The organism is Pseudomonas sp. J452, assembly GCF_024666525.1.
Classification (GTDB): Bacteria; Pseudomonadota; Gammaproteobacteria; order Pseudomonadales; family Pseudomonadaceae; genus Aquipseudomonas.
The window spans coordinates 192,850-217,840 of record NZ_CP088294.1 but is presented as its reverse complement, the minus strand read 5'-3'; the positions used below and the strand labels follow the sequence as shown (position 1 = coordinate 217,840).

24 protein-coding genes and 3 pseudogenes are annotated in these 24,991 nt (G+C 62.6%); 23 read left to right on the top strand and 4 right to left on the bottom strand.

Annotation, left to right across the window (positions count from 1 at the left end):
* Positions 1 to 29 precede the first annotated feature (29 nt).
* Both LRS11_RS00995 and LRS11_RS00990 read left to right on the top strand, forming a co-directional pair.
* A complete protein-coding gene (locus LRS11_RS00995; RefSeq protein ID WP_260495148.1) occupies positions 30 to 983 on the top strand; it encodes an MBL fold metallo-hydrolase in 954 nt (317 codons plus the stop codon).
* Positions 984 to 1,153: 170 nt separating this feature from the next.
* Positions 1,154 to 1,564 (top strand): MerR family transcriptional regulator, encoded by a 411-nt coding sequence (locus LRS11_RS00990; RefSeq protein ID WP_260495147.1) that lies wholly within the window; start codon positions 1,154 to 1,156, stop codon positions 1,562 to 1,564.
* 96 nt (positions 1,565 to 1,660) lie between these two features.
* Here LRS11_RS00990 and LRS11_RS00985 read toward each other — a convergent pair whose 3' ends face one another.
* Positions 1,661 to 3,406: an aldehyde dehydrogenase family protein gene (locus tag LRS11_RS00985; protein ID WP_260495146.1), complete on the bottom strand. Its 1,746-nt coding sequence runs from the start codon at positions 3,404 to 3,406 to the stop codon at positions 1,661 to 1,663.
* 89 nt (positions 3,407 to 3,495) lie between these two features.
* Complete coding sequence (locus LRS11_RS00980) at positions 3,496 to 3,933, bottom strand: VOC family protein (protein ID WP_260495145.1); 438 nt, start codon at positions 3,931 to 3,933, stop codon at positions 3,496 to 3,498.
* Between the two features lie 227 nt (positions 3,934 to 4,160).
* Between LRS11_RS00980 and LRS11_RS00975 the strand changes: the two genes are divergently transcribed.
* The 6 genes and pseudogenes from LRS11_RS00975 to LRS11_RS22390 form a co-directional block, all read left to right on the top strand.
* Positions 4,161 to 4,952, top strand: a complete 792-nt coding sequence (locus tag LRS11_RS00975; protein ID WP_260495144.1) for an SDR family NAD(P)-dependent oxidoreductase — start codon at positions 4,161 to 4,163, stop codon at positions 4,950 to 4,952.
* Between the two features lie 55 nt (positions 4,953 to 5,007).
* Positions 5,008 to 5,196, top strand: a complete 189-nt coding sequence (locus tag LRS11_RS00970; protein WP_260495143.1) for an SDR family oxidoreductase — start codon at positions 5,008 to 5,010, stop codon at positions 5,194 to 5,196.
* A complete protein-coding gene (locus tag LRS11_RS00965; RefSeq protein WP_260495142.1) occupies positions 5,196 to 6,047 on the top strand; it encodes a class II aldolase/adducin family protein in 852 nt (283 codons plus the stop codon). The genes LRS11_RS00970 and LRS11_RS00965 overlap by 1 nt, the downstream gene beginning before the upstream one ends.
* Before the next feature lie 89 nt (positions 6,048 to 6,136).
* Complete coding sequence (locus LRS11_RS00960; protein ID WP_260495141.1) at positions 6,137 to 6,562, top strand: ester cyclase; 426 nt, start codon at positions 6,137 to 6,139, stop codon at positions 6,560 to 6,562.
* Positions 6,563 to 6,869: 307 nt separating this feature from the next.
* A pseudogene (locus LRS11_RS22395) lies at positions 6,870 to 7,715 on the top strand (nitrate- and nitrite sensing domain-containing protein); the annotation flags it as partial.
* Between the two features lie 603 nt (positions 7,716 to 8,318).
* Positions 8,319 to 8,834 (top strand): annotated as a pseudogene (locus LRS11_RS22390) (methyl-accepting chemotaxis protein); the annotation flags it as partial.
* Between the two features lie 452 nt (positions 8,835 to 9,286).
* Here the strand turns inward: LRS11_RS22390 and LRS11_RS00950 are convergent.
* Positions 9,287 to 10,588, bottom strand: coding sequence for an NADH:flavin oxidoreductase/NADH oxidase family protein (locus LRS11_RS00950; RefSeq protein ID WP_260495139.1), 1,302 nt, complete (start codon positions 10,586 to 10,588; stop codon positions 9,287 to 9,289).
* A 156-nt stretch (positions 10,589 to 10,744) separates the two neighbouring features.
* On the opposite strand from LRS11_RS00950, the gene LRS11_RS00945 reads away from it, so the two are divergent.
* Positions 10,745 to 11,416: a TetR/AcrR family transcriptional regulator gene (locus tag LRS11_RS00945; RefSeq protein ID WP_260495138.1), complete on the top strand. Its 672-nt coding sequence runs from the start codon at positions 10,745 to 10,747 to the stop codon at positions 11,414 to 11,416.
* A 140-nt stretch (positions 11,417 to 11,556) separates the two neighbouring features.
* Here LRS11_RS00945 and LRS11_RS00940 read toward each other — a convergent pair whose 3' ends face one another.
* Positions 11,557 to 13,470 (bottom strand): sigma 54-interacting transcriptional regulator, encoded by a 1,914-nt coding sequence (locus tag LRS11_RS00940; protein WP_260495137.1) that lies wholly within the window; start codon positions 13,468 to 13,470, stop codon positions 11,557 to 11,559.
* Positions 13,471 to 13,693: 223 nt separating this feature from the next.
* On the opposite strand from LRS11_RS00940, the gene LRS11_RS00935 reads away from it, so the two are divergent.
* From LRS11_RS00935 to LRS11_RS00870, 14 genes and pseudogenes are all read left to right on the top strand, one after another.
* Positions 13,694 to 14,176 carry an MSMEG_0572/Sll0783 family nitrogen starvation response protein gene (locus LRS11_RS00935; RefSeq protein WP_260495136.1) on the top strand — a complete coding sequence of 161 codons (483 nt, stop codon included), beginning with the start codon at positions 13,694 to 13,696 and terminating at the stop codon, positions 14,174 to 14,176.
* A gap of 54 nt (positions 14,177 to 14,230) precedes the next feature.
* Positions 14,231 to 15,214, top strand: coding sequence for a Nit6803 family nitrilase (locus LRS11_RS00930; RefSeq protein WP_260495135.1), 984 nt, complete (start codon positions 14,231 to 14,233; stop codon positions 15,212 to 15,214).
* The gene (locus tag LRS11_RS00925; RefSeq protein WP_260495134.1) at positions 15,201 to 16,301 is read left to right on the top strand and encodes an MSMEG_0568 family radical SAM protein; all 1,101 of its coding nucleotides are present in this window, start codon (positions 15,201 to 15,203) and stop codon (positions 16,299 to 16,301) included. Before LRS11_RS00930 ends, LRS11_RS00925 begins: the two co-directional genes overlap by 14 nt.
* A 12-nt stretch (positions 16,302 to 16,313) precedes the next feature.
* Entirely contained in the window at positions 16,314 to 16,874 is a 561-nt protein-coding gene (locus tag LRS11_RS00920) for an MSMEG_0567/Sll0786 family nitrogen starvation N-acetyltransferase (RefSeq protein WP_260495133.1), read from the top strand.
* Positions 16,867 to 17,889, top strand: coding sequence for a sll0787 family AIR synthase-like protein (locus tag LRS11_RS00915; protein ID WP_260495132.1), 1,023 nt, complete (start codon positions 16,867 to 16,869; stop codon positions 17,887 to 17,889). The genes LRS11_RS00920 and LRS11_RS00915 overlap by 8 nt, the downstream gene beginning before the upstream one ends.
* A 1-nt stretch (position 17,890) precedes the next feature.
* Complete coding sequence (locus tag LRS11_RS00910; protein ID WP_260495131.1) at positions 17,891 to 18,208, top strand: MSMEG_0570 family nitrogen starvation response protein; 318 nt, start codon at positions 17,891 to 17,893, stop codon at positions 18,206 to 18,208.
* 41 nt (positions 18,209 to 18,249) lie between these two features.
* Positions 18,250 to 19,518 carry an MSMEG_0569 family flavin-dependent oxidoreductase gene (locus tag LRS11_RS00905; RefSeq protein ID WP_260495130.1) on the top strand — a complete coding sequence of 423 codons (1,269 nt, stop codon included), beginning with the start codon at positions 18,250 to 18,252 and terminating at the stop codon, positions 19,516 to 19,518.
* A 188-nt stretch (positions 19,519 to 19,706) separates the two neighbouring features.
* A pseudogene (locus tag LRS11_RS00900) lies at positions 19,707 to 20,155 on the top strand (LysR substrate-binding domain-containing protein); the annotation flags it as partial.
* A 41-nt stretch (positions 20,156 to 20,196) separates the two neighbouring features.
* Positions 20,197 to 20,445, top strand: coding sequence for an EexN family lipoprotein (locus LRS11_RS00895; RefSeq protein ID WP_260495129.1), 249 nt, complete (start codon positions 20,197 to 20,199; stop codon positions 20,443 to 20,445).
* A 399-nt stretch (positions 20,446 to 20,844) separates the two neighbouring features.
* Positions 20,845 to 22,851: a conjugal transfer protein TraG gene (locus tag LRS11_RS00890; protein ID WP_260495128.1), complete on the top strand. Its 2,007-nt coding sequence runs from the start codon at positions 20,845 to 20,847 to the stop codon at positions 22,849 to 22,851.
* Positions 22,848 to 23,309, top strand: a complete 462-nt coding sequence (locus tag LRS11_RS00885; protein ID WP_260495127.1) for a CopG family transcriptional regulator — start codon at positions 22,848 to 22,850, stop codon at positions 23,307 to 23,309. Before LRS11_RS00890 ends, LRS11_RS00885 begins: the two co-directional genes overlap by 4 nt.
* Positions 23,306 to 24,334, top strand: a complete 1,029-nt coding sequence (trbB, locus tag LRS11_RS00880) for a P-type conjugative transfer ATPase TrbB (protein WP_260495126.1) — start codon at positions 23,306 to 23,308, stop codon at positions 24,332 to 24,334. Before LRS11_RS00885 ends, trbB begins: the two co-directional genes overlap by 4 nt.
* Complete coding sequence (locus tag LRS11_RS00875; protein ID WP_260495125.1) at positions 24,331 to 24,714, top strand: TrbC/VirB2 family protein; 384 nt, start codon at positions 24,331 to 24,333, stop codon at positions 24,712 to 24,714. The genes trbB and LRS11_RS00875 overlap by 4 nt, the downstream gene beginning before the upstream one ends.
* On the top strand, positions 24,711 to 24,980 hold the full coding sequence (locus LRS11_RS00870; RefSeq protein WP_260495124.1) for a VirB3 family type IV secretion system protein: 270 nt from the start codon (positions 24,711 to 24,713) through the stop codon (positions 24,978 to 24,980). The genes LRS11_RS00875 and LRS11_RS00870 overlap by 4 nt, the downstream gene beginning before the upstream one ends.
* The last annotated feature ends 11 nt before the right edge of the window (positions 24,981 to 24,991 follow it).

Below are 24,991 nucleotides of genomic sequence, written 5' to 3'. Positions count from 1 at the left end.
AACCCATAACAACGAAGAGAAGGCACAAGATGATCAAGAAGATTTTGATAGGGGCGGTCGTCGCACCCTTGCTCGCATTGGCATGGACCTTCATGCCGCAAAAATTACCCACACCCGCTCAGGCAGGGCCGGTACTACCGCCACTGTCGGCCACGACAGTAAGCATTGAGGTGGCGGAAACCGGAACCATGGATTCGAATGCGTTGTTTGCCTATCGCGGCGGTGGATTTCAAGAGCTGCCATTTGGCATGGATTGTTTCATTGTCCGTCATCCCAAGGGAATTCTGGTGTTCGAGGGTGGATTCGGGCGGAATTTGCCCGAGCACATGAAAACCGTACCGTGGCTCATGCGCACGGTCTCGAATATCCATGTGCAAACGCCTCTCGTCGATCAACTCCAGGCAGCGGGAATCTCGGCCAGCGAGCTCAAGGGCATCTTCATCACGCACAGCCATTGGGACCATGTCGGGGCTCTCGAGGATCTCAAGGGCGTTCCCGTCTTTGTAAACAAGGCCGAGCGGGCCTTCATCAATATCGGTGGGGAAGCCACGGCGTTGATACGTAGCTTCGGGGCGCTAAATTACCAAGTGTTCAACTTCGACGGTCCGGCGTACGCAGGCTTCCCGGCGAGCCACGATGTCTTTGGCGATGGCTCCGTCGTGATTGTTCCGATCGCCGGCCACACTCCGGGATCGGTGGTTGCCTTTATCCGAACGCCACAGCACGACTATGCATTGGTCGGTGACCAGGCCTGGCAGCATGAGGGCGTCGATACTCCGGCGGAGCGCCCCTGGATGTCCCGCCGCATGGTCGACGAAGATCCGGGAACCGTGCGGACGAACCTGGGCACGTTGCACCAACTGCAGGCGGCGAACCCGAGGCTGGTGATCGTTCCTTCGCATGACCGGCGTGTGACCTCTACGCTGCCCAGACTTCTCAAGGCAGCGAGCATCGCGGTTGGCGAAGCGTCACCACAGCCCTGACGAGTTACCAGAGCCTTTCAGGCCCTGGTCAGGCCGGTATGTATGGTCAGCCACCCAGGATCATTGCCTGATTCGGGGTGGCTTTTTCACTTTCAGGAAACTGCGATGGATGTCGGCCTTGGGCTTACGGCATAACATCCCTATCCGAGGCCGCAGGAAGAGGAGTGTCCATGAGAATTGGTGAACTGGCACGGCGCAGTGGATTGACGCCTTCGAAGATTCGTTTCTACGAAGCCCAAGGACTGATCACGCAGGTCAAGCGCCAGGGAAATGGTTATCGGGACTATCTGCCCCACACTGTGCATCTCCTGGAGATCATCACCAGTGCCCAGCAGTCCGGCTTTTCCCTGAGCGAGATCCAGCACCTGTTGCCGACCCCCGACTTCGCCAACTGGAACCGGGAGGAGCTGTTGTCGACCCTTCGCAACAAGGTGGCCGAGATCGAAGCCCTCCAGCATAGGCTGGAGCTCAATAAGGCGAGATTGCTTGCCGTGATCGACCAGACGGTAAACAAACCGGTCGACAGGGCATGTTCGGCCAATGCAGAGCAGGTTATCGAGGTATTGCGCAGTTCCAGGTGACTGTCTGGGAAGTCGTAGCGGCTGGCTTCACTACTATCTTGTCAATGACGTCGCCCGTCGTCGTAGCGGCGGGAATGTCCCGCCGCTTGACGTTTGCTAGCCACTTAGTGCGCTGGTGAAGATTCGGAGCAACCGGAGTAGCGACGGATTTAGCTGGAACTCGACCAGTCGGCGAGCCGTTTCGGTTCCGCTGCGATTGTTGACGAACCATGGTGGTCGCGGCAGGAAGGCCAGGTCGCCATGGAGCAGTCCGCGGGGGAAGGGGCGGAAGGGGGCTCGAACTATACTGCGTTGTGGGCGATCAAGCAGCAGGCAGTTGTGCACGAAGCCACGCCCGCTCTGGATGTCATCCAGCGTGTGGCCGGGGAAGGCTCCCCAGGGCACTTGGGCCAGCAGGAAGGCGAGCCCGGTCCATGCGTTCACACCGACGGTGCCGTATTTCAGCGTGGACAGCATGAGCTCGAAGTCCAACTTCAAGGCTTTCTCTGTCTCGGGGTCGATAATGATGTTGGCGCCGAGCGTGCCGTGCAGCCGGTGATTAGCGAAGTCGATGGCATGTTGCAGGTACGACCCAGGTGTCTCTCCGTCGATTTCTACCACGCATAGGGCTGGGCCAAAAACCTCGTTTCGGAAGACCTGGGCGTCGCTGTCCGGGTCGCGGAACGCTAGCAGGCGAGGAGCATCGGGCGGGCTCTTGAGGGTCAGAGTTGTGGGGGCCCCTCGTTTGAAGGAGGCCAGTCTGTCGTGCGAACCGGGGTAGTAGAGCGGGCGTGGTGGCGCGGTTACCAATGCCTGGTGAAGTTCCTCAAGGAATCGCTCGCGCAAAACCCATTGCTTGGGCAGGACGAGGACCTGGCTGGCGACACAGTTGAAACCGGAGTTGTGCAGTTTCTGGGTGGCGACGTGCTGAGCCTGAAAGCGTAGATCGGCAGCCGTCCACTCGCCCGGTACCACGATGGTGGGGCACACCGCGCCGAGTTCGCTGGTGATGGGGCGGTTGTTGAGCGGGGTGCCCCGGGCCTTGCGCGTGGCACCTTCCTCGCCAGGGCCGAAGACGATGGCATCGTGGGAAGCGGCGCTGCCGGTGATATGGATGCTCTCCACCGTCGGGTGTGTGGTGAGGTAGGCGCCAACTTCCGCGTCCCCGTTGACGATCTCAAGAAATCCCTTCTCGATCAGGGGCGCAAAGATGTCGGCAAAGACGGGCAGCAGAGATGCGGTGACTGGATTCAGCTTCAGCAACACTACGCTGTGCTCGCTGTACAGTTTGTGCAGCGCGTCGAGTGGCGCAATGCTGGTGATGTTGCCCGCTCCCAGTACAAGGGCGAGACTTCCACGACGCGGTTCCGCCGATTCGGAATAGGCTCCTGCCGCATGTGCCTTGAACTGCGTGGCCGATATATCCGGTTCCATCCAGACTTCCGCTTCCACTCCGCTGAGCAGAAGGCGATCGGTAACGCTCATGGGGAACACACGCACTGCCACCTGTCCGGAAACCGTCGTGCGTATGCGCAATCCATCGAGATGGCGGCGGCCCTCCAGCCCGGACAACGTGTGCTGCAGGGTGTCTATGCCGGTAAGCAGGGCCCAGGGGCCGGATGACCACTCTTCGCCGAGCAGGGGCGATGCATTGTCCAGTCCTTTGTCCCGTGCCGAGATGGCGACCCAGTCAGCCGCCCGCCGGGCCAGGTTGTTGCGGATGCTCTTGAGTAGATCGATCCGAGCCCCGACCGGCAGATTGGCCCAGCTCTGTCGTTGCTCTGAGAGTCGTTCAAGCGCCACGTCCAGTTGGGCCTGTACGCAGTCGCCACTCGGCGGTGCGATGGAAGTGATTGCGCTCATAAGGAGTCCTCGATCCGGCCGGTGCCGGACAGGTTGATGGAGATGTCTGCTGTGCCTGGCTTGTTGCCCTGGGACACGGTGGTGGTGCTTCAGTCATTGGCCTCGCTGGCCGGAAAGTTGAGTTCGACAGTCAGGCCGGAGGGGTCGACCAGGAACACCTGCAGCAACCCTAGGTCAGGCACGACGCGTTCGGAGAACGGGAGCCCGCGGGTCCTGCAGCGTGCACGTATTTCGGGCCAGTTCGTGGCGAGGAAGGCAATGTGGTCGACGGAGCCGGTACCTCCCTGGTCATAGGCCACGCGGTCGCCGAGATATTGCATCAGCCCTTCGGAGTCGGCTGTGTCCACTCCGATCAGGTGGATGGCGCCGAACTCGCTTTCATCTTCGCCCACGTAGAGCCACATGCCAGGGAAGGGGAACGGGGGCCTGTAGCCGCTGCGAAATGACAGGACTTCGGTATAGAAGCGGAAGGATGCATCGAGGTCGTTGGTTCGTATGGAGTAGTGCGCCAGTTTCTTGATTGCCATTTCGGTCTCCGGGAGCTGCCTGCAAACCGCTCCGCTTGATTTCACCTGCCAATGAACATCAATGCGCTGCCTGGCTGGAGCTCATTGCGTTCCCTTTTGGTTTTAAGATACCACTTGATATCTGAAAACCATATGGTATTTAATCGATCATGCCCTCTGCAGTCATGCATCACGCTTTTTTTCATTGGCGGGGCGTTAGCAAAAAGCAATCAAGAAGAGGAACGCTAATGGGTCGTTTAAGCGGCAAGGTCGCCATGGTGACGGGTGGTGGACGCGGCATCGGCGCCGCCATCGCTAGGCGGATGGCGGACGAGGGCGCAACCGTGGTCATCACCGACCTCGAGGAGCAGAGCGGGAGGGAGACGGCTTCCGCGATCGGTGCTTCGGCGAGCTTTATGCGAGTGGATGCCGCTGACAATGAAGCTGTTTCGGCTTCGATCGGCGCGACGGTCGAGGCGAAGGGAAGCCTGGACATCCTCGTCAATAACGCGGGCGTGGGTGGCGCCACCCAATTCCTCGATGTCTCTGTCGAGATGTGGGAGAAGGTGCTGCGGGTCAACCTGTTCTCGGTCTTCTTCGGCTGCCGGGCGGCCGTTCCACACATGCTTCGCCAGGGTGGTGGTGCGATCATCAATCTGGGCTCGATCTCCGGATTGGGCGGGGATCATATGAACAGCGCTTACAACGCCGCTAAGGCAGGGGTCATCAATTTCACGCGTTCGATCGCAATGGACTACGCCGGGGCTGGGATCAGGGTCAACGCGCTCTGTCCGGGGCCGGTGGCCACGGAAATGAACGCTCTGGGAATGTCGGTCCCCTCGCTCTACGCGGCGTGGCTTCAGGCGATCCCGGCTGGGCGATTTGCTCGTCCCGAAGAGATTGCCGCAGTAGCGGCGTTTCTCGCTTCTGATGACGCGAGCTTCGTGACAGGCGTTGCCATTCCTGTCGACGGCGGTGTTACGGCCGGAGCCGGCCAGCCGGACTTCGTTCGGCTCGCGCGTGAAGCGGGTCTGGCGTAGCGCCTTCGTTCACATGCAGGGCGCGAGTCAAAAACCAACAAGAAGAGGAACAGTCATGGGTCGATTAAGCGGAAAGGTTGCAATCATCACAGGAGCGGCGAGCGGGCCGGGCGAGGCCATGGCCCCGCTGAAGCGGGCTAGCGACTCAAAGGAAGTGGCCGAGGTTGTCGCCTTCCTCGCTTCCGGCGCCGCCAGCTACGTCAATGGCGCCGAGATTCTGGTCGACGCAGGGCTTCGTCTCTGATGGCCGCTCACAATAGCGGGGATGAGCTCTCTCGCCTGGCGTTGTCTGTCGAGGCGGGAAGCAAGCAAGGCAGGACCCCGGCTGCCGATTCACAGGAAAGTCTACGCCTAAGGGTATCCGATGAGGAGTGGCAGGCGCGCGTCGATCTCGCGGCGGCCTTCCGGCTGGTTGCATTGTTCGGCTGGGACGACCTAGTTTTCACTCACCTCTCCGTGAGGATCCCCGGGCCGGAGCACCATTTCCTGATCAACCCCTATGACCTGCTCTTCGAGGAAGTTACGGCCTCTTCTCTGGTGAAAATCAATGTTGAGGGCGAGCCCGTCGAAGAAACGCCCTACCTGGTGAACGCTGCGGGATTCACCATCCATTCCGCAGTGCACATGGCCCGTGAGGATGCCAAGGCGGTCATTCACCTGCATACCCGGTGTGGCCAAGCGGTTTCGGGCATGGAAGATGGTCTTCTGCCGCTCACCCAGACAGCGATGATTGCGCATCACGACCTGGCATTCCATGAGTACGAAGGGATTGCGACAGACCTCGATGAACGTGAGCGCCTAGTGCGCGATCTCGGCGACAAGAATCTGATGCTGCTGCGCAACCACGGCACGTTGGCGGTTGGCGAGAGTATGGCGGTTGCCTTTTCCCGCATGTATTTCCTCGAGAGAGCGTGCGAGGCGCAAGTGGCGATGCTGTCGGCCGGCGCCGATCGGCTGCACGAGCCGCCACTAGGTGTGAGGGACAAAGTCCGGGAGCAATCGCGGCCGGCAACCATGAGGATGGCAGGGGAGCGCCTGATCTGGCCGGCGCTGCTCCGCAAGCTCGACCGCCTGGACCCCTCATACCGTACCTGATTGATGCCGGAGCGCCGAAAGGCATGCCGGCTGCCATATCCATAGTAGGCGCCCTGCCTGATCCTTCAAACCAATAAGAGGAACAACCAATGACCGCAAATTTGAGCCCTGCTGAAATCGTGGAGGCCATGCACGCCGCCTTCCGGGCCCGGGACTTGGACACCATCGCGACCTTCTGGGCGGATGACATCCACTTTGTCGCTCCAGGCGTTGATTCGGTGGGAAAAGAGGCGCGCATTCGTGACGAGCAGGTATGGTTGGGTGCGTTCAGCGAAAACTCTGTCGATGTAGAGTGGGTTCTAGCCAAAGGCGATGAGGTCGTGGAGTTCTGCGTGCTTGGGGGTGTCCACACTGGAGATCTCGTGCAGCCCGATGGCAATGTGCTTCCTCCGACCAATCGCCGCATTACCGGCCAGTTCGTGTCGCTCTATCGCGTCTCCGAAGGCAAGGTGGTCTATCAGAAGATCATCTACGACCGCCTCGCCCTAATTGAGCAATTGATGGGCGCGGCCTGATCAAAACTACTGGTTGCGTCGCCATCCGCCTTGACTCGGCGGATGGCCGACCGCGCAACGAATAGGCTGGTCCCCGCAACCGTCCTGGCGAGATGTACTGGGGTATTCAGGGCACAAGCTTCCCATCGTAATTTCCCTCCCTAGCGATAGAGCGCTTGCAGTTGGTGCAGTCCTATTCCGACGGGAGGCGTGGCGCACATCCGGTTCCGACCAACGCTAACTGCTGATCCAGTCTCTGGAAAATGACAGGGCCCTGCCGTCGACGAATTGATCAAGTGCGCAATATCAATCCATCGGGAATCCTTTCATGAAGAGCTTCGTTTCCAACCTGACGCTGGCGCGCAAGCTGGGATTGCTGCTGGCGCTACCTCTGACCATGTTGGCCTGGCTAACCGTCGAGCGACTCACGCAGAGTTGGCAGCAATGGCAATTGGCGAACCAGGTCGAGGTCGTGGTGGAGGTCATCGGCAACATTGCCTCTTTGGTCGACGCACTGCAGGCCGAGCGGGATTACTCCTACGTATTCCGCAGCAGTAGCGGTACGAGCTTTGCCGATCAAGTAACCCTGTCGCAGCAGAAAACGGACCAGGAACTGGCGCGTACTGGCAGTCTCGACCAGGCTGCCCTCCAGGACTTCCGGCAGAAACTGGCTCAGCTTCGTGAGGTGCGTCAGCAGGTGGATCAGCTCCGTATCGATCCAGCTCAACTGGGTGACTACTACACCACCACCATAGCTGCCCTTCTGGCTTATACGGAGTCACTCCGGAAGCAAGTAGAACATCCGGATATCGCCCGGCAACTGGCGGTACTCAACAGTTTCATGGAAGCCAAGGAGCGGGCCGGCCGAGAGCGCGCCATCCTGGCCAGGGCCTTCGAAATGGCCTACATGGACAAGTTCGCCTTGGAACGCTTCAACCTCAACCAAGGGGCCTATCAGAACCTACAGGAGCGGCTGCAGGACCTCATGAGTGACAAGTGGCGTGGCGAATACCGGCAGCTCCTGCAGTCGCCCGCCTTCGCCGAAGTCGCTCGCGCCCGTGAATCGATTCTTAAAAGTGCGGAGGAACAGCCCCTTGCCGACATGGATGCGGAGGGCTGGTTCAGCGTGGCAAGCGCGGCGTTGGGGCTCATAAGCGACTTCGAGGGCAGGCTGACCGATGAGGTGCTTGCCTCCTCCGATACCCTGGAAGAGAGCAGTCAGGAAGCTTTCTGGATGACCTTGCTGGCGCTGTTGGCAGTGTTCGGACTTGTCCTGTGGCTGGTGGTGATCATCGTGCGTGGCTTGGTCGGCTCGGTCGACGCCATTCGCCGGCAGATGCAGGCCCTAGAGCAAGGGGACCTGACCCAGCGTACCCGCATGACCAATAGGGACGAGTTGGGGCACATCGCGCGAATGGCCGATGGGGTGGCCTTGCGCTTGGCCGAAATCATTGTGGAAATTCGTGGCGCCACCACCCAGGTAGCCACCTCCGCCGAGGAGGCCTCGGCTATTACGTTGCAAACCAGCGAAGGCGTGCATCGTCAGCGCCAGGATATCGAGCTCATCGCCACCGCAATCCACGAGATGAATGCCACCGTGCGCGGTGTGGCGCGCAGCACGGCGGAGGCTGCCTGCCTCTCCGTGCAGGCGCGGGACAATGCCGACACTGGCCAGAACAAGCTACAGCATACGATCGACCTGATTGGCGTTCTCTCCGTGCAGGTAGACAGCACGGCGGCAACCATCAATCGGGTCAAGCAGAGCAGCGACTCGATTACGTCGGTGCTCGATGTCATCAAGGGTATCGCAGAGCAGACCAACCTGTTGGCGCTCAACGCCGCCATCGAAGCCGCGCGTGCCGGTGAGCAGGGGAGAGGCTTTGCCGTGGTGGCCGATGAGGTTCGCTCTCTCGCCCAGCGCACCTCCCAGTCCACCGGCGAGATCCAGCGCATGATCGAGGCGCTGCAACAAAGCACGGGGGCAGCGGAAGTGGCCATGCACCAGAGCCTGGCTCAGGCCAGGGAGGGGCTGACCATCGTCAACGAAACTGGGGCTGTCCTGTCCCGCGCGATTGAAGGAATAAGTGCCATTAACGACCGTAGCATCGAGATCGCCTCTGCCGCTGAAGAGCAAAGTATCGTGGTGGAAGAGATCAATCAGAAGGTCGTCAGCATCAGTGAGGTCGCGATGCAAAGCAGTGCTGGCGCCGAACAGACTGCAGTTACCAGTCGCGAACTTGCCCGCTTGGCCGAGGGGTTGAGTGAGTTGATATCCCGTTTCAAGGTTGACTGAGTTCCTTCCTTCAGCCGACGCGTACTTGGTTCGCGAAATGCCACGCTAATGGGGCCGGTGTATCACCAGTGAGGCCCTGGTGGCTTGGGCTTGTTGATCAGGTCAATCTCCGACTTCCCCAGCGCCAGAATGTCTGGTCGGATGATCGATACAGGGTAGTCGTGCGAACCTTCTGAGCGGCCGATGGGGGCCGGATCTTCTGCTGACGTGCCGGCATCATGATGTCGGCCTACACCTTCTCAAACTGCGCCAGGGCTTGTTCTTTCCGCCCTGTCTGGGAAGGCAATCGGGACAGCGTAGGAGAGTCTGCCCGGCTGGTTACCACCCGAAATTAACGGTTTCAGCAGTTCTGGCTAAGGCGCCGTTCTCGGTTGGTCCCGGGGAATCGCCGGCTTGCCGGCCGGCGATTCTGGGGGCTGCTGCGGCTAAGAGTCGACGGCAGCTTCCGCTGCTTAGGCGGTCGCCAGTGGCTGGTTGTCCACCTCGTTGTCGTATTTCCGACGTAGCTCCTGGTAGACATGACTCTGCAGAAGCTCAGCCATGTTCCTGCTTTCGATCTGGGCGAACTTTGCGACGGCGACTTCACCCGGCAAAGAAAGATCAGGGTCCAGGCCATCTCCCAGGCGCACGAGTTGGATGTTGTACCAGCCCAGTATGTGGAAGAGATGCAGTGAGTCTTCCGGGGAGGGAAGGCGAGCGATTTCACCAGCCAAAAGTCGGCGCGGACATTCGGGGTCGGCAATCAGCGGACGTCCCAGACCGACAACATCGAGCTCGCCACCTTCGAACGCCTCGACCATCCCCGCCACGGTACGGAAACCTCCGGTGACCATTACGGGCATCCGGGCGACCTTGCGTACGGCTCCGGCGAAAGCGATGAAGTATGCTTCCCGGGCAACAGTGCTCGCTCGGGGGGCATCCTCGCCTTCATCCTTCACTGCCACACCGACTACCTTGGGTTGTTCGAGCGAGCCACCCGAGAGTTCCAGAAGGTCCAGGTCGACCTCGTTGAGGATCTTTACGAGCTCCACACATTCCGCGTTGGTGAAGCCGCCTTTCTGGAAGTCAGAGGCGTTGAGCTTGATACCGATCGGGAACTTCGGCCCTACCTCCTTCCGAACCGCGGCGATCACTTCCAGCAGGAAGCGCGAGCGGTTCTCCAGGCTGCCGCCCCATTGGTCGCTGCGCTGGTTGGAAAGCGGGCTCAGGAACTGGGAGATCAGATAGCCATGTGCCGCGTGGAGCGAGACGCCATCGAAACCCGCTTCTTGAACCTGCTTGGCGCCGAAGGCGAACTGGCCAATGGCATGCCAGATTTCCACTTCCGTCATCGGCTTCGGTGTGGCGAAGCTGAAGCCTGCCCCACGAATGACATCAATCTCCACCGCCGAGGGCGAGAGCGGCGCACCGTTGATGTGGCTGTCCACCTGCCTGCCTGTGTGACTGATCTGCGCCCAAAACTGGACTCCTGGGGATTTTCCCGCTTTGGCCAATCTGGCCAATTCGGTCTTGCCACGCCCATCGATAACGACATTGCTGGGACGTTCAAGATGCAGGCAATCAACCTGCATATTTCCAGACAGCAACAGCCCTGCTCCCGAGCCGGCCCAACGCCGGTAAAGCCGCTCGAGACGAGGCGTCGAGAGGTTGTTATCGTCAGCGAGACCTTCGCTCATCGCCGCCTTGGCGAGCCGGTTGGAAAGAACCACCCCGCAAGGGAGCTCCAGCGGTTTCGAAAGAGGGTGTGTCATCATGTGGGCCTGTCGAGAATAGAGTTGAAAAAAAGCCAGGGCCAATCCTTGTGGCAAGCGGTATTGGCCTGGCTAAAAGAAACGACAGCGCTCACTGTCGTATGTGCGATAGTGGTCGCTGTCGTATCCACTGTCAAGCCATTAATTGGGGTGTTTTGAATGGTCAAAACCTGGTCGGCCGATAACCCGAAGGCCGCGCTGATGACCCGCAAGCGAGAGATGATCGTTGCGGCCGCGTTGCAGGCGTTCTTGGAAAATGGCTATGCAGAGAGCTCGGTCAACCGCATCGCGGCGGAAGCGGGAGTCTCAATCAAGACTCTGTATCGGCACTTCGAGAGCAAGGACGACCTGTTCAGCGCGGTGATGCATGCCGCTTGCGCCACGGTCGGCGGCGAGCCTGGATCCGCACTGGCACAAGAGCCGGAAGGAGAGGAGGTGCCCGCCTGGTTCGACCTGCCGCCGGCCGCCGCAATGCCGATCGTGGGCAAGGAGTACCTGTTGCATCTGCTCTCGGAGGAGCAGTTGGCGCTCTACCGGGTCGTGACTCGGGACGCCCACCGCTTTCCGGAACTGGGGCGCCGCTACCGTGAAGAGGTGACCGGCAAGCGGGATGCCGTGTTCGTCAGTTATCTGGACAAATGGGTACCCGTCACGGGCTGGAAGGTAGCGGACAAACAGGGCGCTGCCGCCGTCTTCGCGGCCCTGCTGACGGCCGGAGTGCTCGATGAAACCCTGCATGGGCTCAGGACTCCCGGCGCAGACGAGGTGGCTTGTCAGGCAGATATGGCGGCAAACCGCATGTTGGGGCTTTTCGAGGCCGGGCTGCTGTAGTTGTCGGTGCCTATCGCCCTGCCCGGAGCGAGCGTCAGTCAAGTAGATGTGAGCAGTGCTGCGTCCGGGCGGGAAATGCGAGTGAAGGGTCCAGCCGGGCCCTTCGAGGCGGTTGGTTCAGGCTTCGACTATCGAGCCTGTTAGCGAGGTAGATCGAGTTTCTTCAGGCGTGAGGCCAGGGTGGTTGGCTTGACCCCCAGCAGCTCGGCCGCTCCGCCTGGCCCGAACAGGCGGCCGTTAGCGGCGGCGAGGGCGGCGTGCAGGTTGTTTATTTCTAGCTCGCGTAATTGCTGTTCGGTGAGGATGCCGTTCGCTTGCGGCGGTGCGTCCTGCACTTTGTGCAGCGCTTGCGACATAGTCCGGTTGGGCAGGTCCAGGTGTAGCTCCGGCCCGTTCGAGGTGATCAGCGCGCGCTCGATGACGTTCTGCAGTTCACGGATGTTGCCCGGCCAGGGGTAGCTCTGCAGGCGTGCGATGTCGGCCTTGCTCAGGCGCCGCCCGGGCAGGTTGAGGCGCTGGCCGATCTGTTCGATGAAATGGGCGGCCAGCAGCGGGATGTCCTCGACGCGCTCACGCAGTGCTGGCGACTGCAAGGGGAAGACGTTGAGGCGGAAGTAGAGGTCTTCGCGGAAGCGCTTGGCCTCGACCTCGGTGCGCAGGTCGCGGTTGGTGGCGGCGATGATCCGTACGTCGACCCGTCGGGTGCGCTCGTCGCCGACGCGCTCGAACTGTCCCTCCTGCAGGACGCGGAGCAGTTTGCTCTGCAACTCCAGCGGAATCTCGCCCACCTCGTCGAGGAACAGGGTGCCGCGGTCAGCCAGTTCGAAGCGGCCGATGCGGTCGCGCAGGGCACCGGTGAAGGAACCGCGCACGTGGCCGAAGAACTCGCTCTCGAACAGGTCGGCGGGGATCGCCGCGCAGTTCACCCGGATCAGCGGATGCTGCGAGCGGCGGCTGGTCTGGTGGATGGCGCGGGCGATGAGTTCCTTGCCGGTGCCCGATTCGCCGTGGATCAGCACGCTGGCGTCGGTGGGGCCGACCACGTCGATCTGGCGGGTGATCTTCAGGATCGGCTCACTCTGACCGACGATTTCCCGGTAGTTGTGCTCGGTGTGGATTTCTTCCTGCAGATAGGCATTTTGCTGTTCGAGGCGCTGCTTGAGTTCCTTCAGCTCCTCCAGTGCAGCGTGCAGGCGCTGCTGGGTGCCGAGGCGTTCGGTAATGTCGCGGAACACCACCACAGAGCCGACGATGCGCCCGTCGGAGATCACCGGGGTGCTGGTGAATTCCACCGGGAACATGCTGCCATCGCGGCGCCAGAACACTTCCTGGCGGCCTTCATGGACCAGGCCATCGTGCACCGCCTTGTAGATCGGGCAGTCCTCCACTGGGTAGTGGCTGCCGTCGGCGTGGCTGTGATGGTGGATGAGGTGGATGTTCTTGCCGATCATTTCTTCCGGCGTCCAGCCAAGCATGCGCGCCGCGGCAGGGTTGACGTAGGTGGCCAGGCCCTCGCTGTCGATGCTGTAGATGCCGTCGCCGACGGCGCTGAGCAGCAACTGGTTGTCGCGCTCACTTTCCTGGAACAGATTGAGGATGTTGCGCCATTCCACCAGGCCGCCGCGCATAGTGCGTTCGGTCTGCGCCTGGTCGAGGCGGTAGCGCAGTTCGCTGCGCTCGCGCAGTACCAGTATGAGGTAGGTCACGCCCTTCAGGCGCAGGGTGGTGGCGGAGATTTCCAGCGCGATCCGCTCGCCGTCCTTGCGCGCACAGCTGAACTCGTCGCTCCAGCCCTTGCCCGCCTCCAGCAGTGCCTGGGTGAAGACGATCAGCTCCGGTAGCTGATGGCCGAACAGGTGGGTGACGGTCGTGTTCAGCAGTTCGTGGCGGGCGTAACCGAACAGCTTGCTGGCAGCGATATTCATGTCGATGAAACGGTTGGCCACCGGGTCGAACTGCACGATGGCTTCGCTGCAATGCTCGAACACCATGTGCCGGGAGGCGTAGGCCATGTCGGCCCAGCCCGAGAGATAGTCCGGTTCTGCTGTACTCATGCTACGAAACCTCGTGATCGCGCCTACGAACTTTCGTATTTATACGAGAATTCGTAGCCCGAAAATAGGCTCAGAAGTCGCGTTAAAAACCGTATCAGATCGTCAAGCCAATGATTTTAAAGTAAAAAATCAGCCTGATAAAAAAGCTGGCACGGGCTTCGCTCTAGTCCTGGCAAGCGCGGTGACTTCCACCGCGATCATGCCCAGAAAGAGGAGAGCATCCATGCCGAGCGTCGATATAGCCCACTACAAGGACGGCGATTTCCTGGTCAACTACGAAGAGAAAGTCTTCGAGGACGTCAAAGCCGAACCGGGCGAAAAGGCCCTCATCACCTTCCACACCATCGCCTTTGAAGGCTCCATCGGTCTGGTCAACATGTTGCAGGCCAAGCGCCTGCTGCGCAAAGGCTTCGAAACCAAGGTGCTGCTCTACGGACCGGGCGTTCAGCTCGGTGTTCAGCGCGGCTTCCCGACCCTGGGCAATGAAGCTTTCCCCGGCCACCTGGCGGTCAACAATCAGATCAAGGCATTTATTGAGGAGGGCGGTGAGGTCTACGCCTGTCGCTTCGCCCTGCAGGCGCTCTACGGGCAGACCGAGAAGGCGCTGATCGAAGGTATCCGCCCGATCAACCCGCTGGACGTGATGGATCTGCGTTTGCTGATGCGCCGCGACGGCGCTCTGATCATCGATACCTGGACCGCCTGATCCTCCCGGCCCCTCTGCATGCGGAGGGGCCACCTCCCGCTCAAGGAATCCGCCATGCCCATCGTACGTGCCGCCGCCGTGCAGCTCTCTCCTGTGCTCTACAGCCGTGAGGGAACCGTCGAGAAAATCGTCCAGACCATCCTCAGGCTCGGCCGCGAAGGCGTGCAGTTCGCCGTCTTCCCGGAAACCGTGGTGCCTTACTACCCATACTTCTCCTATGTGCTGCCGCCCTTCCAGATGGGAAAGGAACACCTGAAGCTGCTCGAGCAGTCGGTGATCGTGCCATCCGCCGTCACCCACGCTATCGGTGATGCCTGCCGGGAAGCCGGCATGGTCGTCTCGATCGGCATCAACGAGCGCGCCGGCGGCACTATCTACAACGCCCAGTTGCTGTTCGACGCCGACGGCAGCCTGATCCAGCACCGCCGCAAGATCACCCCCACCTATCACGAACGCATGGTCTGGGGGCAGGGCGACGGCTCCGGCCTGCGCGCAGTGGACAGCCGGGTTGGGCGCATCGGCTCGCTGGCCTGCTGGGAACACTACAACCCGCTGGCCCGCTATGCGCTGATGGCCGATGGCGAGCAGATCCACGCCGCCATGTTTCCAGGCTCGCTGGTGGGAGAAATCTTCGCTGAGCAGATGGAAGTCACCATCCGCCACCACGCCCTGGAGTCCGGTTGCTTCGTGGTCAATGCCACCGCCTGGCTGCACCCGGAGCAGCAGCAACGAATCATGACCGACACCGGCTGCGCCCTGGGGCCGATTTCCGGTGGTTGCTTCTCTGCCATCGTCAGCCCGGAAGGCAAGTTGCTGGGCGAGCCGCTGCGCAGCGGGGAGGGCGAGGTGATCGCCGACCTCGACCTGGCGCTGATCGACAAGCGCAAGCGCATGATGGATTCGGTCGGTCACTACAGCCGTCCGGAGCTGCTCAGCCTGCTGATCGACCGCACGCCCACCGCCCATCTGCACGAACGCGCCGCCGCGATGCCGGCCCGCAGCGAAGAAGTCGAGGAGGTGGAACATGTCGGCTTCTGAACGGATCACCGCACTCGACCTGCTCAGCGAACTGCAGTGTCATGGTGTGCGCTGGCAGGATGAAGGCCCCGGCCTGTCGCGCAAGGGCGGTGCCGGCCCCTCCGACCACAAGGCGCTGACGCTTGAGGGCCATACCGCGATGGTGCCGATGCTCAACCAGGCCTCGCTGGACTCACCCTACGTGGTTCGCCCGCAGGGCGCGGGCGAGCTAGCGCTGATCTACCGCGACGGCCAGCAGGTCGGTCAGGTACAGGTGCCGGGCGTACCGAACTTCTACGCACACAACACCGCCGACGGCATTCCCTACTGGAAGATCGCCACGCTGCACAGCCACGATGTGCTGGCCACTACCCTGCTGCAGCACTGCATTCGCATGAACGATGCGGCCACCGCCTGCCAGTTCTGCGCTATCGACCAGTCGTTGGCCAGTGGCAAGACCATCGCCCGCAAACGTCCGGCACAGCTCGCCGAAGTGGCCAAGGCCGCGGTGGAGCTCGATGGCGTCAAGCACATGGTGATGACCACCGGTACGCCGCAGACCCCGGATCGCGGCGCGGCCATCCTCTGCGAGTCGGCGGCCGCCGTGACCGCTGCGGTGGATCTACCGATCCAGGCGCAGTGCGAACCGCCGGACGACGATGCCTGGTTCGTGCGTCTGCGCGACAGCGGCGTGGTATCCCTGGGCATGCACCTGGAGGCGGTCACCGACGAGGTGCGTCAGCGGATCATGCCGGGCAAGGCTCAGGTGCCACTGCAGCGCTACTTCTCGGCCTTCGAGGCGGCGGTCGGCGTGTTCGGCCGTGGTCAGGTCAGCACCTACATCCTGGCCGGCCTGGGTGATAGCGAGGAGGCTATCGCCGCCATGGCCGAGCGGCTCGCCGCAATGGGCGTGTACCCCTTCGTGGTGCCTTTCGTGCCAATCGACGGCACGCCGTTGGCGCGGCACCCGAAGCCCGACGCCGAATTCATGCAGCGTCTCTACCCGCGCATCGGCGCCAGCCTGCGCCGGCACCACCTGCATTCCGAACAGATCAAGGCCGGCTGCGCCAAGTGCGGTGCCTGCTCGGCCCTGAAACGCCACGAGTGACGGAGAACGACCATGGCCGAACATGCCTTCGCCCTGAACGACGACACCTTCCGCGATTTCCTCGCCGACGACCTGCTGGTCAAGCCTGCCGCCGAGCGCTGGGAGCGTGATGCCTACTACCGGCTGCGCCGCGCGGTATTCGCCGAGGAGCAGCGCCTGCTGAGCCAGGATCGCGACGAGCACGACTTCCATGCCCTGCCCATCGTCGCCATCGCTTACAACTGCGGCATGGCCGACCGGGTGGTCGGCGCGGTGCGCATCTACGAGAAGGCGCCTGGGTTGTGGTATGGCGGCCGGCTGTGCGTCGAACGCGATTACCGGCGCCACGGGATGATCGGCAAGGCGCTGGTCAATGAAGCGGTGTCGCGGGCCATCGAGCTCGGCTGCCACACCTTTCTGGCCACCGTGCAGCAAAGCAACGAGGCGTACTTCCACAGCCTGCACTGGCACAGCCTGGAGGCGCTGGAGTTGCTCGGCCATCCCCATGTGCTGATGCAGGCACAGCTTGAACGTTACCCGTTCATGCCACGCCAGGTTTCGCTGCTGCCGCTGAAGGTTCGCCGTCATGGCTGAGGCCCTGCGCATAGGCGCTGCCGACGGCCTGGCCGAGCTGCTCGCTGCGCTGCGTGACACCCCGGCGATGCGTGCCAAGCAGGCCATCCAGCGCCCCGCGCGCAGCTTCCCGACGCCGCTGGAGGAGGGCGATGCGCGCTATGCCCTGCCGGGCGACGACACGGCAGCGATCCGCTGCGGCGACCACTATCAACTGTTGGCCATCGAAGGCATGTTGCCGGCCTTTGTCGAATCCGCGCCCTGGTTCGCCGGCTGGTCGGCGGTGATGGCCAACGTCAGCGACATTGCGGCCATGGGCGGGCGCCCCACTGCGGTGGTCAATGCCTACTGGCACCACGATCCGCACAAGGCCGCCGAGATGCTCGAGGGCATCCGCGATGCCTGCCGGGCCTACGGTCTGGTTCTCGCCGGCGGGCACACCCATCACGCTCTCGACACCCGCGCCACGCTGGCGGTGGCGATCACCGGCATCGCGCGTCGGTTGCTGTCAAGCCTGCACGTGCAGCCCGGTCAGGTGCTGGCCATGGCGGTCGACCTGGAAGGTCGCTGGCACCCCGGTGTGCCGTACTGGAAGGCCTTCGAGCAAACGTCTGGTGAACGCCTGCGTAACCAACTCGACGTGCTGCCGAGGCTAGCCGAAGGCGGCCTGCTGGCGGCCGCCAAGGACATTAGCAACGCCGGCCTGCTGGGCACCCTGCTGATGTTGTTGGAGCCGACCGGCTGTGGCGCAGTGCTTGATCTGGACGCGCTGCCGCGCCCCGCCGATGGCGACCTGCTGCGCTGGCTGCTGGCCTTCCCCAGCTACGGCTTTCTGCTCACCTTGCCCGAACGGGCCTGGGCGGATGTGCACAACGCCTTCGCTTTGGAAGGACTGAGCTGTGCGCGCATCGGCCGTATCGACGCCAGTGCTCGCCTGCAGGTGCAGCAGGGTGGGAAGTGCGCCGAGTTCTGGAATCTCGCTGAACTTCCCTTCACCGGTTTCACCCAATCACCCACCTCGCGCGAGGAGTACTGATATGCCCGCCGTCAATTTCAAGCTGCGCTGGCCGGATGGCCAGGAGATGTCCGGCTATTCGCCGTCCACCGTGATCTACGAACACCTCAGTGCCGGCTCCAGCTATGCGCTCGAAGACTTTATTGCGCGCGCCGAGTGCGCCCTGAATGCGGCCTCCGAGCGGGTGCGGGAGGTCAAGGGCTTCTACTGCAGTTCGGCCATGGACACCTTGAGTGCGCTCCATTACCACGCCCGCCGCTACGACGGCGGCAGCGTTCGCATCCTCGACATGCAAACGGCCCATGCCGGTCAGGTCAACAGCGGCTGGAGCTCGTTCTAGCCACCTCTCATCCATTCGAACAAACCATCAAGGAGCGCAACATGCCCAACCATCTCAAATCCGTGCAGGTTCCCCATCACCAGGTCATCGTCGTCGGAGGAGGGCAGGCCGGTCTGTCCGCCAGCTATTACCTGCAGCAGCAGGGCATCGATCATCTGGTGCTGGAGAAGCACAGCCTCACCCATAGCTGGCGTACCCAGCGCTGGGATGCCTTTTGCCTCGTCACGCCAAACTGGCAGTGCGCACTGCCGGGGTACCCCTACGCAGGCGACGATCCGCACGGTTTCATGACGCGCAAGGAGACCATCGACTACCTCGACGGCTTCATCCGCAGCGTCAATGCGCCGGTGCGCGAGGGGGTCACAGTACAGCGGGTCAGCCCGCGTCCGCAGGGCGGCTATGCGGTACAGACCAGCGCCGGCGAGTTCAGCGCCGACCAGGTGATAGTCGCCTCCGGCGGCTATCACACGCCGATCATCCCGCGGCTGGCCGAGCGCCTGCCGACGACGCTGGCCCAGTTGCATTCCGAGCAGTACCGCAACCCGCAGGAGTTGCCCGCGGGCAATGTCCTGGTGGTTGGCTCCGGGCAGTCCGGTGCGCAGATCGCCGAAGACCTGCACCTGGCCGGGCGCAAGGTCTACCTAGCCGTGGGCGACGCCCCGCGTTGCGCGCGCTTCTACCGGGGCCGCGATGTGGTCGACTGGCTAGCCGACATGGGCTACTACGACATCGGCGTCGACCAGCACCCGCTGCGCGAAGGTGTCCGCGACAACACCAACCACTACGTGACCGGCCGCGACGGTGGGCGCGACATCGACCTGCGCAAGTTCGCCAGCGAAGGCATGGAATTGTTCGGCCTGCTCAAGGACCTGCAGGGGGACGTGCTGACCTTCAACGCCGACCTGGAAGCCAAGCTGGACGCCGCCGACGCCGTGTACAACCGGATCAACGCCAGCATCGACGCCCATATCACCGAGAAGGGCATCGAGGCGTGGGCTGGCGAGCCCTACCAACCGTCCTGGCACCCCGGCGAGGCGCGCACTGCTCTGAGCCTGTCCGAAGCCAGCATCACCAGCATCATCTGGTGCATCGGTTTCAGCCCGGACTTCGCCTGGGTCGATGCCGGCGTGTTCAACGGCCGTGGCCAGCCGGTGCACAGCCGTGGCGTCACCTCGGTGCCCGGCCTCTACTTCCTCGGCCTGCCGTGGCTGTACACCTGGGGTTCGGGGCGCTTCTCCGGCATCGCCCGCGATGCCGAGTACCTGGTCAACCGCATTGCTCAGCAGCAACGCAAGGCGGTCGCCGGCTGAGCCGGCAGTAGGGGGATGGCCCCCCCTTGACCTGCTATCCGGGCACGGAAAGACGCCCCTGCACCCCTGTGGAAGCTGTTCGACTAGGTGATTGGCGAGATGCTGTTGCACATTGGCCATGCCCTGATGGACCTACCAAGGCATGAATCCCCTCATCCAACGGATGGTCGGCGCGGCTAGCGTCCAGGCGTTTGCCTGCCCTCCTGGCGCTATGCTGCCAGGAGGAGCCCGAAGTCGAAATTCGATTCTTCGAGGTACCACTGTCTCAGTAGATTTAGGGGTTGCTCGATGATCTGTATGACGCTGCGCTACCCGCTGGTGCTGTGCGATCCACAGGCTTGTGGGGGCATGCGCGGCAAGTTGAGCGTTTCCTGCGCCAAACCGGATCGGAGCCACTGGTCGTGGAGCAAGTGGCCTCTTGCGACCTGATGATGGCGCTGGTGGCTGCGGGGTTTGCGCTGGGTTTGACGGGTGAGTCGAACCTTGCGGATTGCCGGGAGTCTGGGGTTATAGGTCGCCCCCTGGCTGGGGGCCGTTACTGACCACCTACCTGCTGCACCCGACACGCAAACCGTCGGTGACGTTGAACCGCATCATCGAGCGGGTACAGGCCTTCGAATCCGTTGAGATTACCTAGCCTCCTAGAACTGCCACAGAAAAACCGGAGGAGCTTGAGCCATGCAAAAAGTTATACCGATTCTTTATGTCCTTGCCCTCACGGCCTGCGGTGAGCCCGATGCGCAGACACCGTCGACGCTGCCGACGGTTGATGAGCTTGCAGCCGATCCTGGTCGGCTGAAGGGTTTGCGCCAACAGTGCAAGCTGGATCGTGCGAAGCTAGGTGACGAATTGTGCAATCGCGTTGCTGAAGCCACACGCAAGCGGTTCTATGGCGACGGGAAGGTGCCCTATACACCGTCGAAATAACCGTTCAGGTTCTGACTGATGTGAAAAAGCCCCGCCGAGTGGCGAGGCTTCTAAATAGAAGCCCCCGAAGGGGCAGCGGCATCCTTGCTGCAGAGGAGGTCTCAGGGAAGACCGTCCCCAAACCCTAGCCCATCATCCAGCGAGGTCAAGCGATTATGGTCGAGGGCTCAGGCCGCACGTTGAAAGCGCGAAGGCTGAAAATTCCAGTCGTCTCTCCCGACAGGTCGCAACACGCTCGGACTTGCGACGGTTTTCCTTTACCCGCTCTTGCATGAATTGATGCGTTCCAGTCCAGTTTTGTCCCGATAAAGGTCTTTGACCGGCACTGACCCAGCACCGAATCTCGACCAAGCAGCCAGCATTTTTGCTGCTTTCACGGGAGAAATCGGGAGCCGGGCAATGCAAGGGACGAACGTGCTGTTCGGGCAGATCGCCGCCGTATTCGGCATCGTGATCGCCGGCGTGTGGAGCGCCACACAATGGACAGCCGCCGCCCTGGGCTATCAGGTACGCCTGGGTTCGCCCTGGTTCGACTGCTTCGGTACGCCGGTCTATCACCCCTGGCGGCTGTTCGACTGGTGGTTCTTTTTCGGCGCCTATGCACCGAAGGTTTTCGACATCGGTGGTGCCATTGCCGGCACAAGCGGCATGGTTGCCGTGGGCGTCGCCATCACCATGTCGATCTGGCGCGCACGCCAATCGCGTATGGTTACGACCTATGGCTCGGCGCGCTGGGCAGAGGCCGCCGATATCCACAAGGCGGGGCTGGACCGGCCTGCGGGGGTCTTCCTCGGGCTGCATGATGACCAGTACCTGCGCCACGAAGGGCCTGAGCATGTCCTGGCCTTCGCACCGACACGCTCCGGCAAGGGCGTCGGTCTGGTGGTCCCCACGCTGCTGAGCTGGCCAGCCTCGGCGGTTATCCACGACATCAAGGGCGAGAACTGGAACCTAACCGCCGGCTGGCGCTCGCGTTTCTCCCACTGCCTGCTTTTCAACCCCACCGATCCGCATTCGGCTGCCTACAACCCGCTGCTGGAGGTGCGTCGGGGGGCGCACGAGGTGCGCGATGTGCAGAACATCGCCGACATCCTGGTGGACCCGGAAGGCGCGCTGGAACGCCGCAATCATTGGGAGAAGACCTCACATGCGCTGCTGGTTGGCGCCATCCTGCATGTGCTTTACGCGGGTGAGGACAAGACGCTGCGCGGCGTCGCCAACTTCCTGAGCGATCCGGCGTGCCCGTTCGAGGTGACGCTGAACCGGATGATGACGACGCGGCACCTGGGAGCCGGGACGCATCCGGTGGTGGCGTCCGCCGCCCGCGAAGTGCTCAACAAGAGCGACAACGAGCGCTCGGGGGTGTTGAGCACCGCCATGTCATTTCTGGGGCTGTACCGCGACCCTACGGTGGCCGAAGTCACGTCGCGCTGCGACTGGCGCATCGCAGACCTGATTGCCGCCGAACATCCGGTATCGCTGTACCTGGTGGTTCCACCTTCGGACATTAACCGCACCAAACCGCTGATCCGGCTGATCCTCAATCAGATCGGCCGGCGTCTGACCGAATCGCTCGACGGCAGCGATGGCGTGGAGCGACGTCATAAGCTGCTGCTGATGCTCGACGAGTTCCCCGCGCTAGGGCGATTGGACTTCTTCGAGTCGGCCCTGGCATTTATGGCGGGCTACGGCCTGCGCGCATTCCTGATTTCGCAGTCGCTCAACCAGATCGACAAGGCCTATGGGCAGAACCATTCCATCCTCGACAACTGCCATGTGCGCGTGACCTTCGCCACCAACGACGAACGCACGGCCAAGCGTATTTCCGAGACGTTGGGCACCGCGACGGAACTGCGTGCGCAACGCAATTACGCGGGGCATCGTCTCGCGCCGTGGCTGGGGCACCTGATGGTGTCGCGCCAGGAAACGGCGCGGCCGCTGCTGACGCCCGGCGAGGTGATGCAACTACCGCCCGAAGAGGCCGTGGTGATGGTGTCCGGCGTCGTGCCGATCAAGGCCAGGAAGTTGCGCTACTACGCCGATGCGAACTTCAAGCGCCGCGCGCTGCCGCCCCCCGTTCTCGTGGCTGGGTGCTATGCCGATGCACCGCCGTCGCGCGCGGATGACTGGAGCGGCCTGGGCATGCCAGCCGTACCGGCGGCACCTACGAACGTGGGACTCGGCGATGACTCAGTTGCGACCTCTGCCGACGAAGGCGGCCCACGCCGTCAGCCCGAACTCTCCGAGACCGTCGTCTACAGCCCCGAGCAAGAGTGGGCATACAGCGACTTGGCGCTGCTCGATGACGATGACTTGCCGCCCGTTCTCCCTCGCCAGTTTGACCCTGCCATGCAGCGTGTCGCCCACCAGGCTGCTCTCGATCCCGACGACGGAATCCAGTTATGAGCCAGTACCGCCTCAATCTGTTCATCCAGCCCGAACATGCCCGCCGCTTGGACGATCTGGCCGCCAAGAAGGGCGTGTCCAAGTCCTCTATCGTCGCGGCGGCCTTGGCGTCTTGGTTGTCGCCGGACGCTGGCGACCAGCGCGAGGCAGCCATCGCCAAGCGACTGGATCGCCTGTCGCGTCAGTTCGAGCGTCTGGAGCGCGACCAGACCATCGAGATCGAGACGCTGGCGCTGTTCGTCCGCTACTTCCTGACCGTCAGCACCCCCGTGCCCGAGGCACATCAAGAAGCGGCCAAGGCCCAGGGCAAGGTACGCTTCGAGCAGTTCGTCGAACAGCTCGGACGCCACCTGCTGAGAGGCCGCAGCCTGGTGCGCGACGTAGTGGAGGAGCTGCATCCGGACAGCCCGCGCATGGATGAAGCCTCCTTGGACGAAGCGCGGGAGCGTGTTTCATGAGCGCCGCGCCGCAATCCTTCAGCGCGACCTCGTTGGATAGGCGCATCCGCATGTTGCGCACAGCGATGGGGCCGATTATTGCCGCTGCGCTTGAAGATCCGGATGTGGTGGAGATCATGCTCAACCCCGACCGGACGCTGTGGGTGGATCGCCTGTCGTCGGGGCGTGCGCCGCTGGGCGCAGAGTTATCTGAGGCGGACGGTGAGCGGATCATCCGCCTGGTGGCTGCGCATGTCGGCGCGGAGGTGCATCGTGGCCAGCCGCTGCTGAGCGCCGAGCTGCCTGAAACGGGCGAGCGCTTCGAGGGTATTTTGCCGCCGGCGGCGCCCGGCCCGGCCTTTGCCCTGCGCAAGCGCGCCGTGGGTGTCATTCCATTGGAGCGCTACGTGGCCGACGGGATGATGACCACCGCGCAGGCTGAGTTCCTGCGTGGCGCGGTGCGCGAGCGGCAGAACATCCTGATCGCCGGTGGTACCAGCACCGGCAAGACCACGCTCGCCAATGCCTTGCTCGCGGAGATCGCCGTCACCGGCGACCGCGTGCTGGTGCTCGAAGACACCATCGAGCTGCAATGTGCCGCGCGCGACCACGTGCCGCTGCGCACGCGTGCGGGCGTGGTGTCCATGCGTGAGCTGGTGCGCGCCACGATGCGGCTGCGCCCCGACCGCGTGGTCGTTGGTGAGGTGCGCGGCGGCGAGGCGTTGGACCTCATCAAGGTCTGGGGCACCGGCCACCCGGGCGGCATCGCCACCCTCCATGCCGGCTCCGCCCTTGGTGCACTGCTGCGCCTGGAGCAACTGGTACTCGAAGTGGCCGTGAATCCGCCGCGTGCGCTGATCGCTGAGGCGATCAACGTGGTGATCTTCATCGCCGGCCGAGGCCGCCTGCGCCGTATCGAGAGCATCGCTCGCGTGACCGGCTTTGACGATGCCGGCTACCACCTGGTGGATGTGCTGGGAGAGTCGCTTGGCGATCAACTCACGCCATTTTTCCTGTCCCCGACCACGCCTGGAGAACTGCCATGACGCAGACACATGTCCCTGTTTCCCGTTTTTCCGTAAATCCGGCCACGTGCTTCGCATACCTGCGCCGCCTGGTCACGGCTGCACAGCATGGTCTGCAGCTGGCCGTCTTCATGCTGATCACGGCCGGCACGGCGAGGGCCGCTGGCTCCTCGATGCCTTGGGAGGGTCCGCTCGAATCCATCCTCGAATCGATCCAGGGGCCGGTCGCGCGCATCGTGGCCGTCATTATCATCATCTCCACAGGACTGGCGTTGGCATTCGGCGACACCTCGGGTGGCTTTCGCAAGCTGATCCAGATCGTGTTCGGCTTGAGCATCGCCTTCGCGGCGTCCTCGTTCTTCCTGTCGTTCTTCAGCTTCTCCGGCGGGGCCGTTATATGAGCACGGTCAACGACCTGCCGGGCTTCGAGGTGCCGCTGCACCGCTCGCTGACCGAACCGATTCTGCTGGGCGGCGCGCCGCGCACGGTGGCCATTGCCAACGGCACGCTGGCCGCCGCTGTTGGGCTGGGCCTGCAACTCTGGCTTCCGGGCCTGGTGCTGTGGTTGGTCGGGCATGCGCTTGCGGTATGGGGCGCGCGCGTCGATCCGCAGTTCATGCAGGTGTTTGCTAGACACCTCAAGCACAAGCCGCTGTTGGACATTTGACGGGGAGATCG

What these genes read in the sequence shown, in the direction of transcription:
- trbB (WP_260495126.1), top strand. Translation starts at nt 23,306, where the DNA reads ATGAGCGCCGCGCCGCAATCCTTCAGCGCGACCTCGTTGGATAGGCGC.
- LRS11_RS00965 (WP_260495142.1), top strand. Translation starts at nt 5,196, where the DNA reads ATGGCCGCTCACAATAGCGGGGATGAGCTCTCTCGCCTGGCGTTGTCT.
- LRS11_RS00925 (WP_260495134.1), top strand. Translation starts at nt 15,201, where the DNA reads ATGTCGGCTTCTGAACGGATCACCGCACTCGACCTGCTCAGCGAACTG.
- LRS11_RS00915 (WP_260495132.1), top strand. Translation starts at nt 16,867, where the DNA reads ATGGCTGAGGCCCTGCGCATAGGCGCTGCCGACGGCCTGGCCGAGCTG.
- LRS11_RS00920 (WP_260495133.1), top strand. Translation starts at nt 16,314, where the DNA reads ATGGCCGAACATGCCTTCGCCCTGAACGACGACACCTTCCGCGATTTC.
- LRS11_RS00960 (WP_260495141.1), top strand. Translation starts at nt 6,137, where the DNA reads ATGACCGCAAATTTGAGCCCTGCTGAAATCGTGGAGGCCATGCACGCC.
- LRS11_RS00875 (WP_260495125.1), top strand. Translation starts at nt 24,331, where the DNA reads ATGACGCAGACACATGTCCCTGTTTCCCGTTTTTCCGTAAATCCGGCC.
- LRS11_RS00945 (WP_260495138.1), top strand. Translation starts at nt 10,745, where the DNA reads ATGGTCAAAACCTGGTCGGCCGATAACCCGAAGGCCGCGCTGATGACC.
- LRS11_RS00970 (WP_260495143.1), top strand. Translation starts at nt 5,008, where the DNA reads ATGGGTCGATTAAGCGGAAAGGTTGCAATCATCACAGGAGCGGCGAGC.
- LRS11_RS00950 (WP_260495139.1), bottom strand. Translation starts at nt 10,588, where the DNA reads ATGATGACACACCCTCTTTCGAAACCGCTGGAGCTCCCTTGCGGGGTG.
- LRS11_RS00935 (WP_260495136.1), top strand. Translation starts at nt 13,694, where the DNA reads ATGCCGAGCGTCGATATAGCCCACTACAAGGACGGCGATTTCCTGGTC.
- LRS11_RS00890 (WP_260495128.1), top strand. Translation starts at nt 20,845, where the DNA reads ATGCAAGGGACGAACGTGCTGTTCGGGCAGATCGCCGCCGTATTCGGC.
- LRS11_RS00910 (WP_260495131.1), top strand. Translation starts at nt 17,891, where the DNA reads ATGCCCGCCGTCAATTTCAAGCTGCGCTGGCCGGATGGCCAGGAGATG.
- LRS11_RS00990 (WP_260495147.1), top strand. Translation starts at nt 1,154, where the DNA reads ATGAGAATTGGTGAACTGGCACGGCGCAGTGGATTGACGCCTTCGAAG.
- LRS11_RS00985 (WP_260495146.1), bottom strand. Translation starts at nt 3,406, where the DNA reads ATGAGCGCAATCACTTCCATCGCACCGCCGAGTGGCGACTGCGTACAG.
- LRS11_RS00995 (WP_260495148.1), top strand. Translation starts at nt 30, where the DNA reads ATGATCAAGAAGATTTTGATAGGGGCGGTCGTCGCACCCTTGCTCGCA.
- LRS11_RS00895 (WP_260495129.1), top strand. Translation starts at nt 20,197, where the DNA reads ATGCAAAAAGTTATACCGATTCTTTATGTCCTTGCCCTCACGGCCTGC.
- LRS11_RS00885 (WP_260495127.1), top strand. Translation starts at nt 22,848, where the DNA reads ATGAGCCAGTACCGCCTCAATCTGTTCATCCAGCCCGAACATGCCCGC.
- LRS11_RS00870 (WP_260495124.1), top strand. Translation starts at nt 24,711, where the DNA reads ATGAGCACGGTCAACGACCTGCCGGGCTTCGAGGTGCCGCTGCACCGC.
- LRS11_RS00975 (WP_260495144.1), top strand. Translation starts at nt 4,161, where the DNA reads ATGGGTCGTTTAAGCGGCAAGGTCGCCATGGTGACGGGTGGTGGACGC.
- LRS11_RS00905 (WP_260495130.1), top strand. Translation starts at nt 18,250, where the DNA reads ATGCCCAACCATCTCAAATCCGTGCAGGTTCCCCATCACCAGGTCATC.
- LRS11_RS00930 (WP_260495135.1), top strand. Translation starts at nt 14,231, where the DNA reads ATGCCCATCGTACGTGCCGCCGCCGTGCAGCTCTCTCCTGTGCTCTAC.
- LRS11_RS00940 (WP_260495137.1), bottom strand. Translation starts at nt 13,470, where the DNA reads ATGAGTACAGCAGAACCGGACTATCTCTCGGGCTGGGCCGACATGGCC.
- LRS11_RS00980 (WP_260495145.1), bottom strand. Translation starts at nt 3,933, where the DNA reads ATGGCAATCAAGAAACTGGCGCACTACTCCATACGAACCAACGACCTC.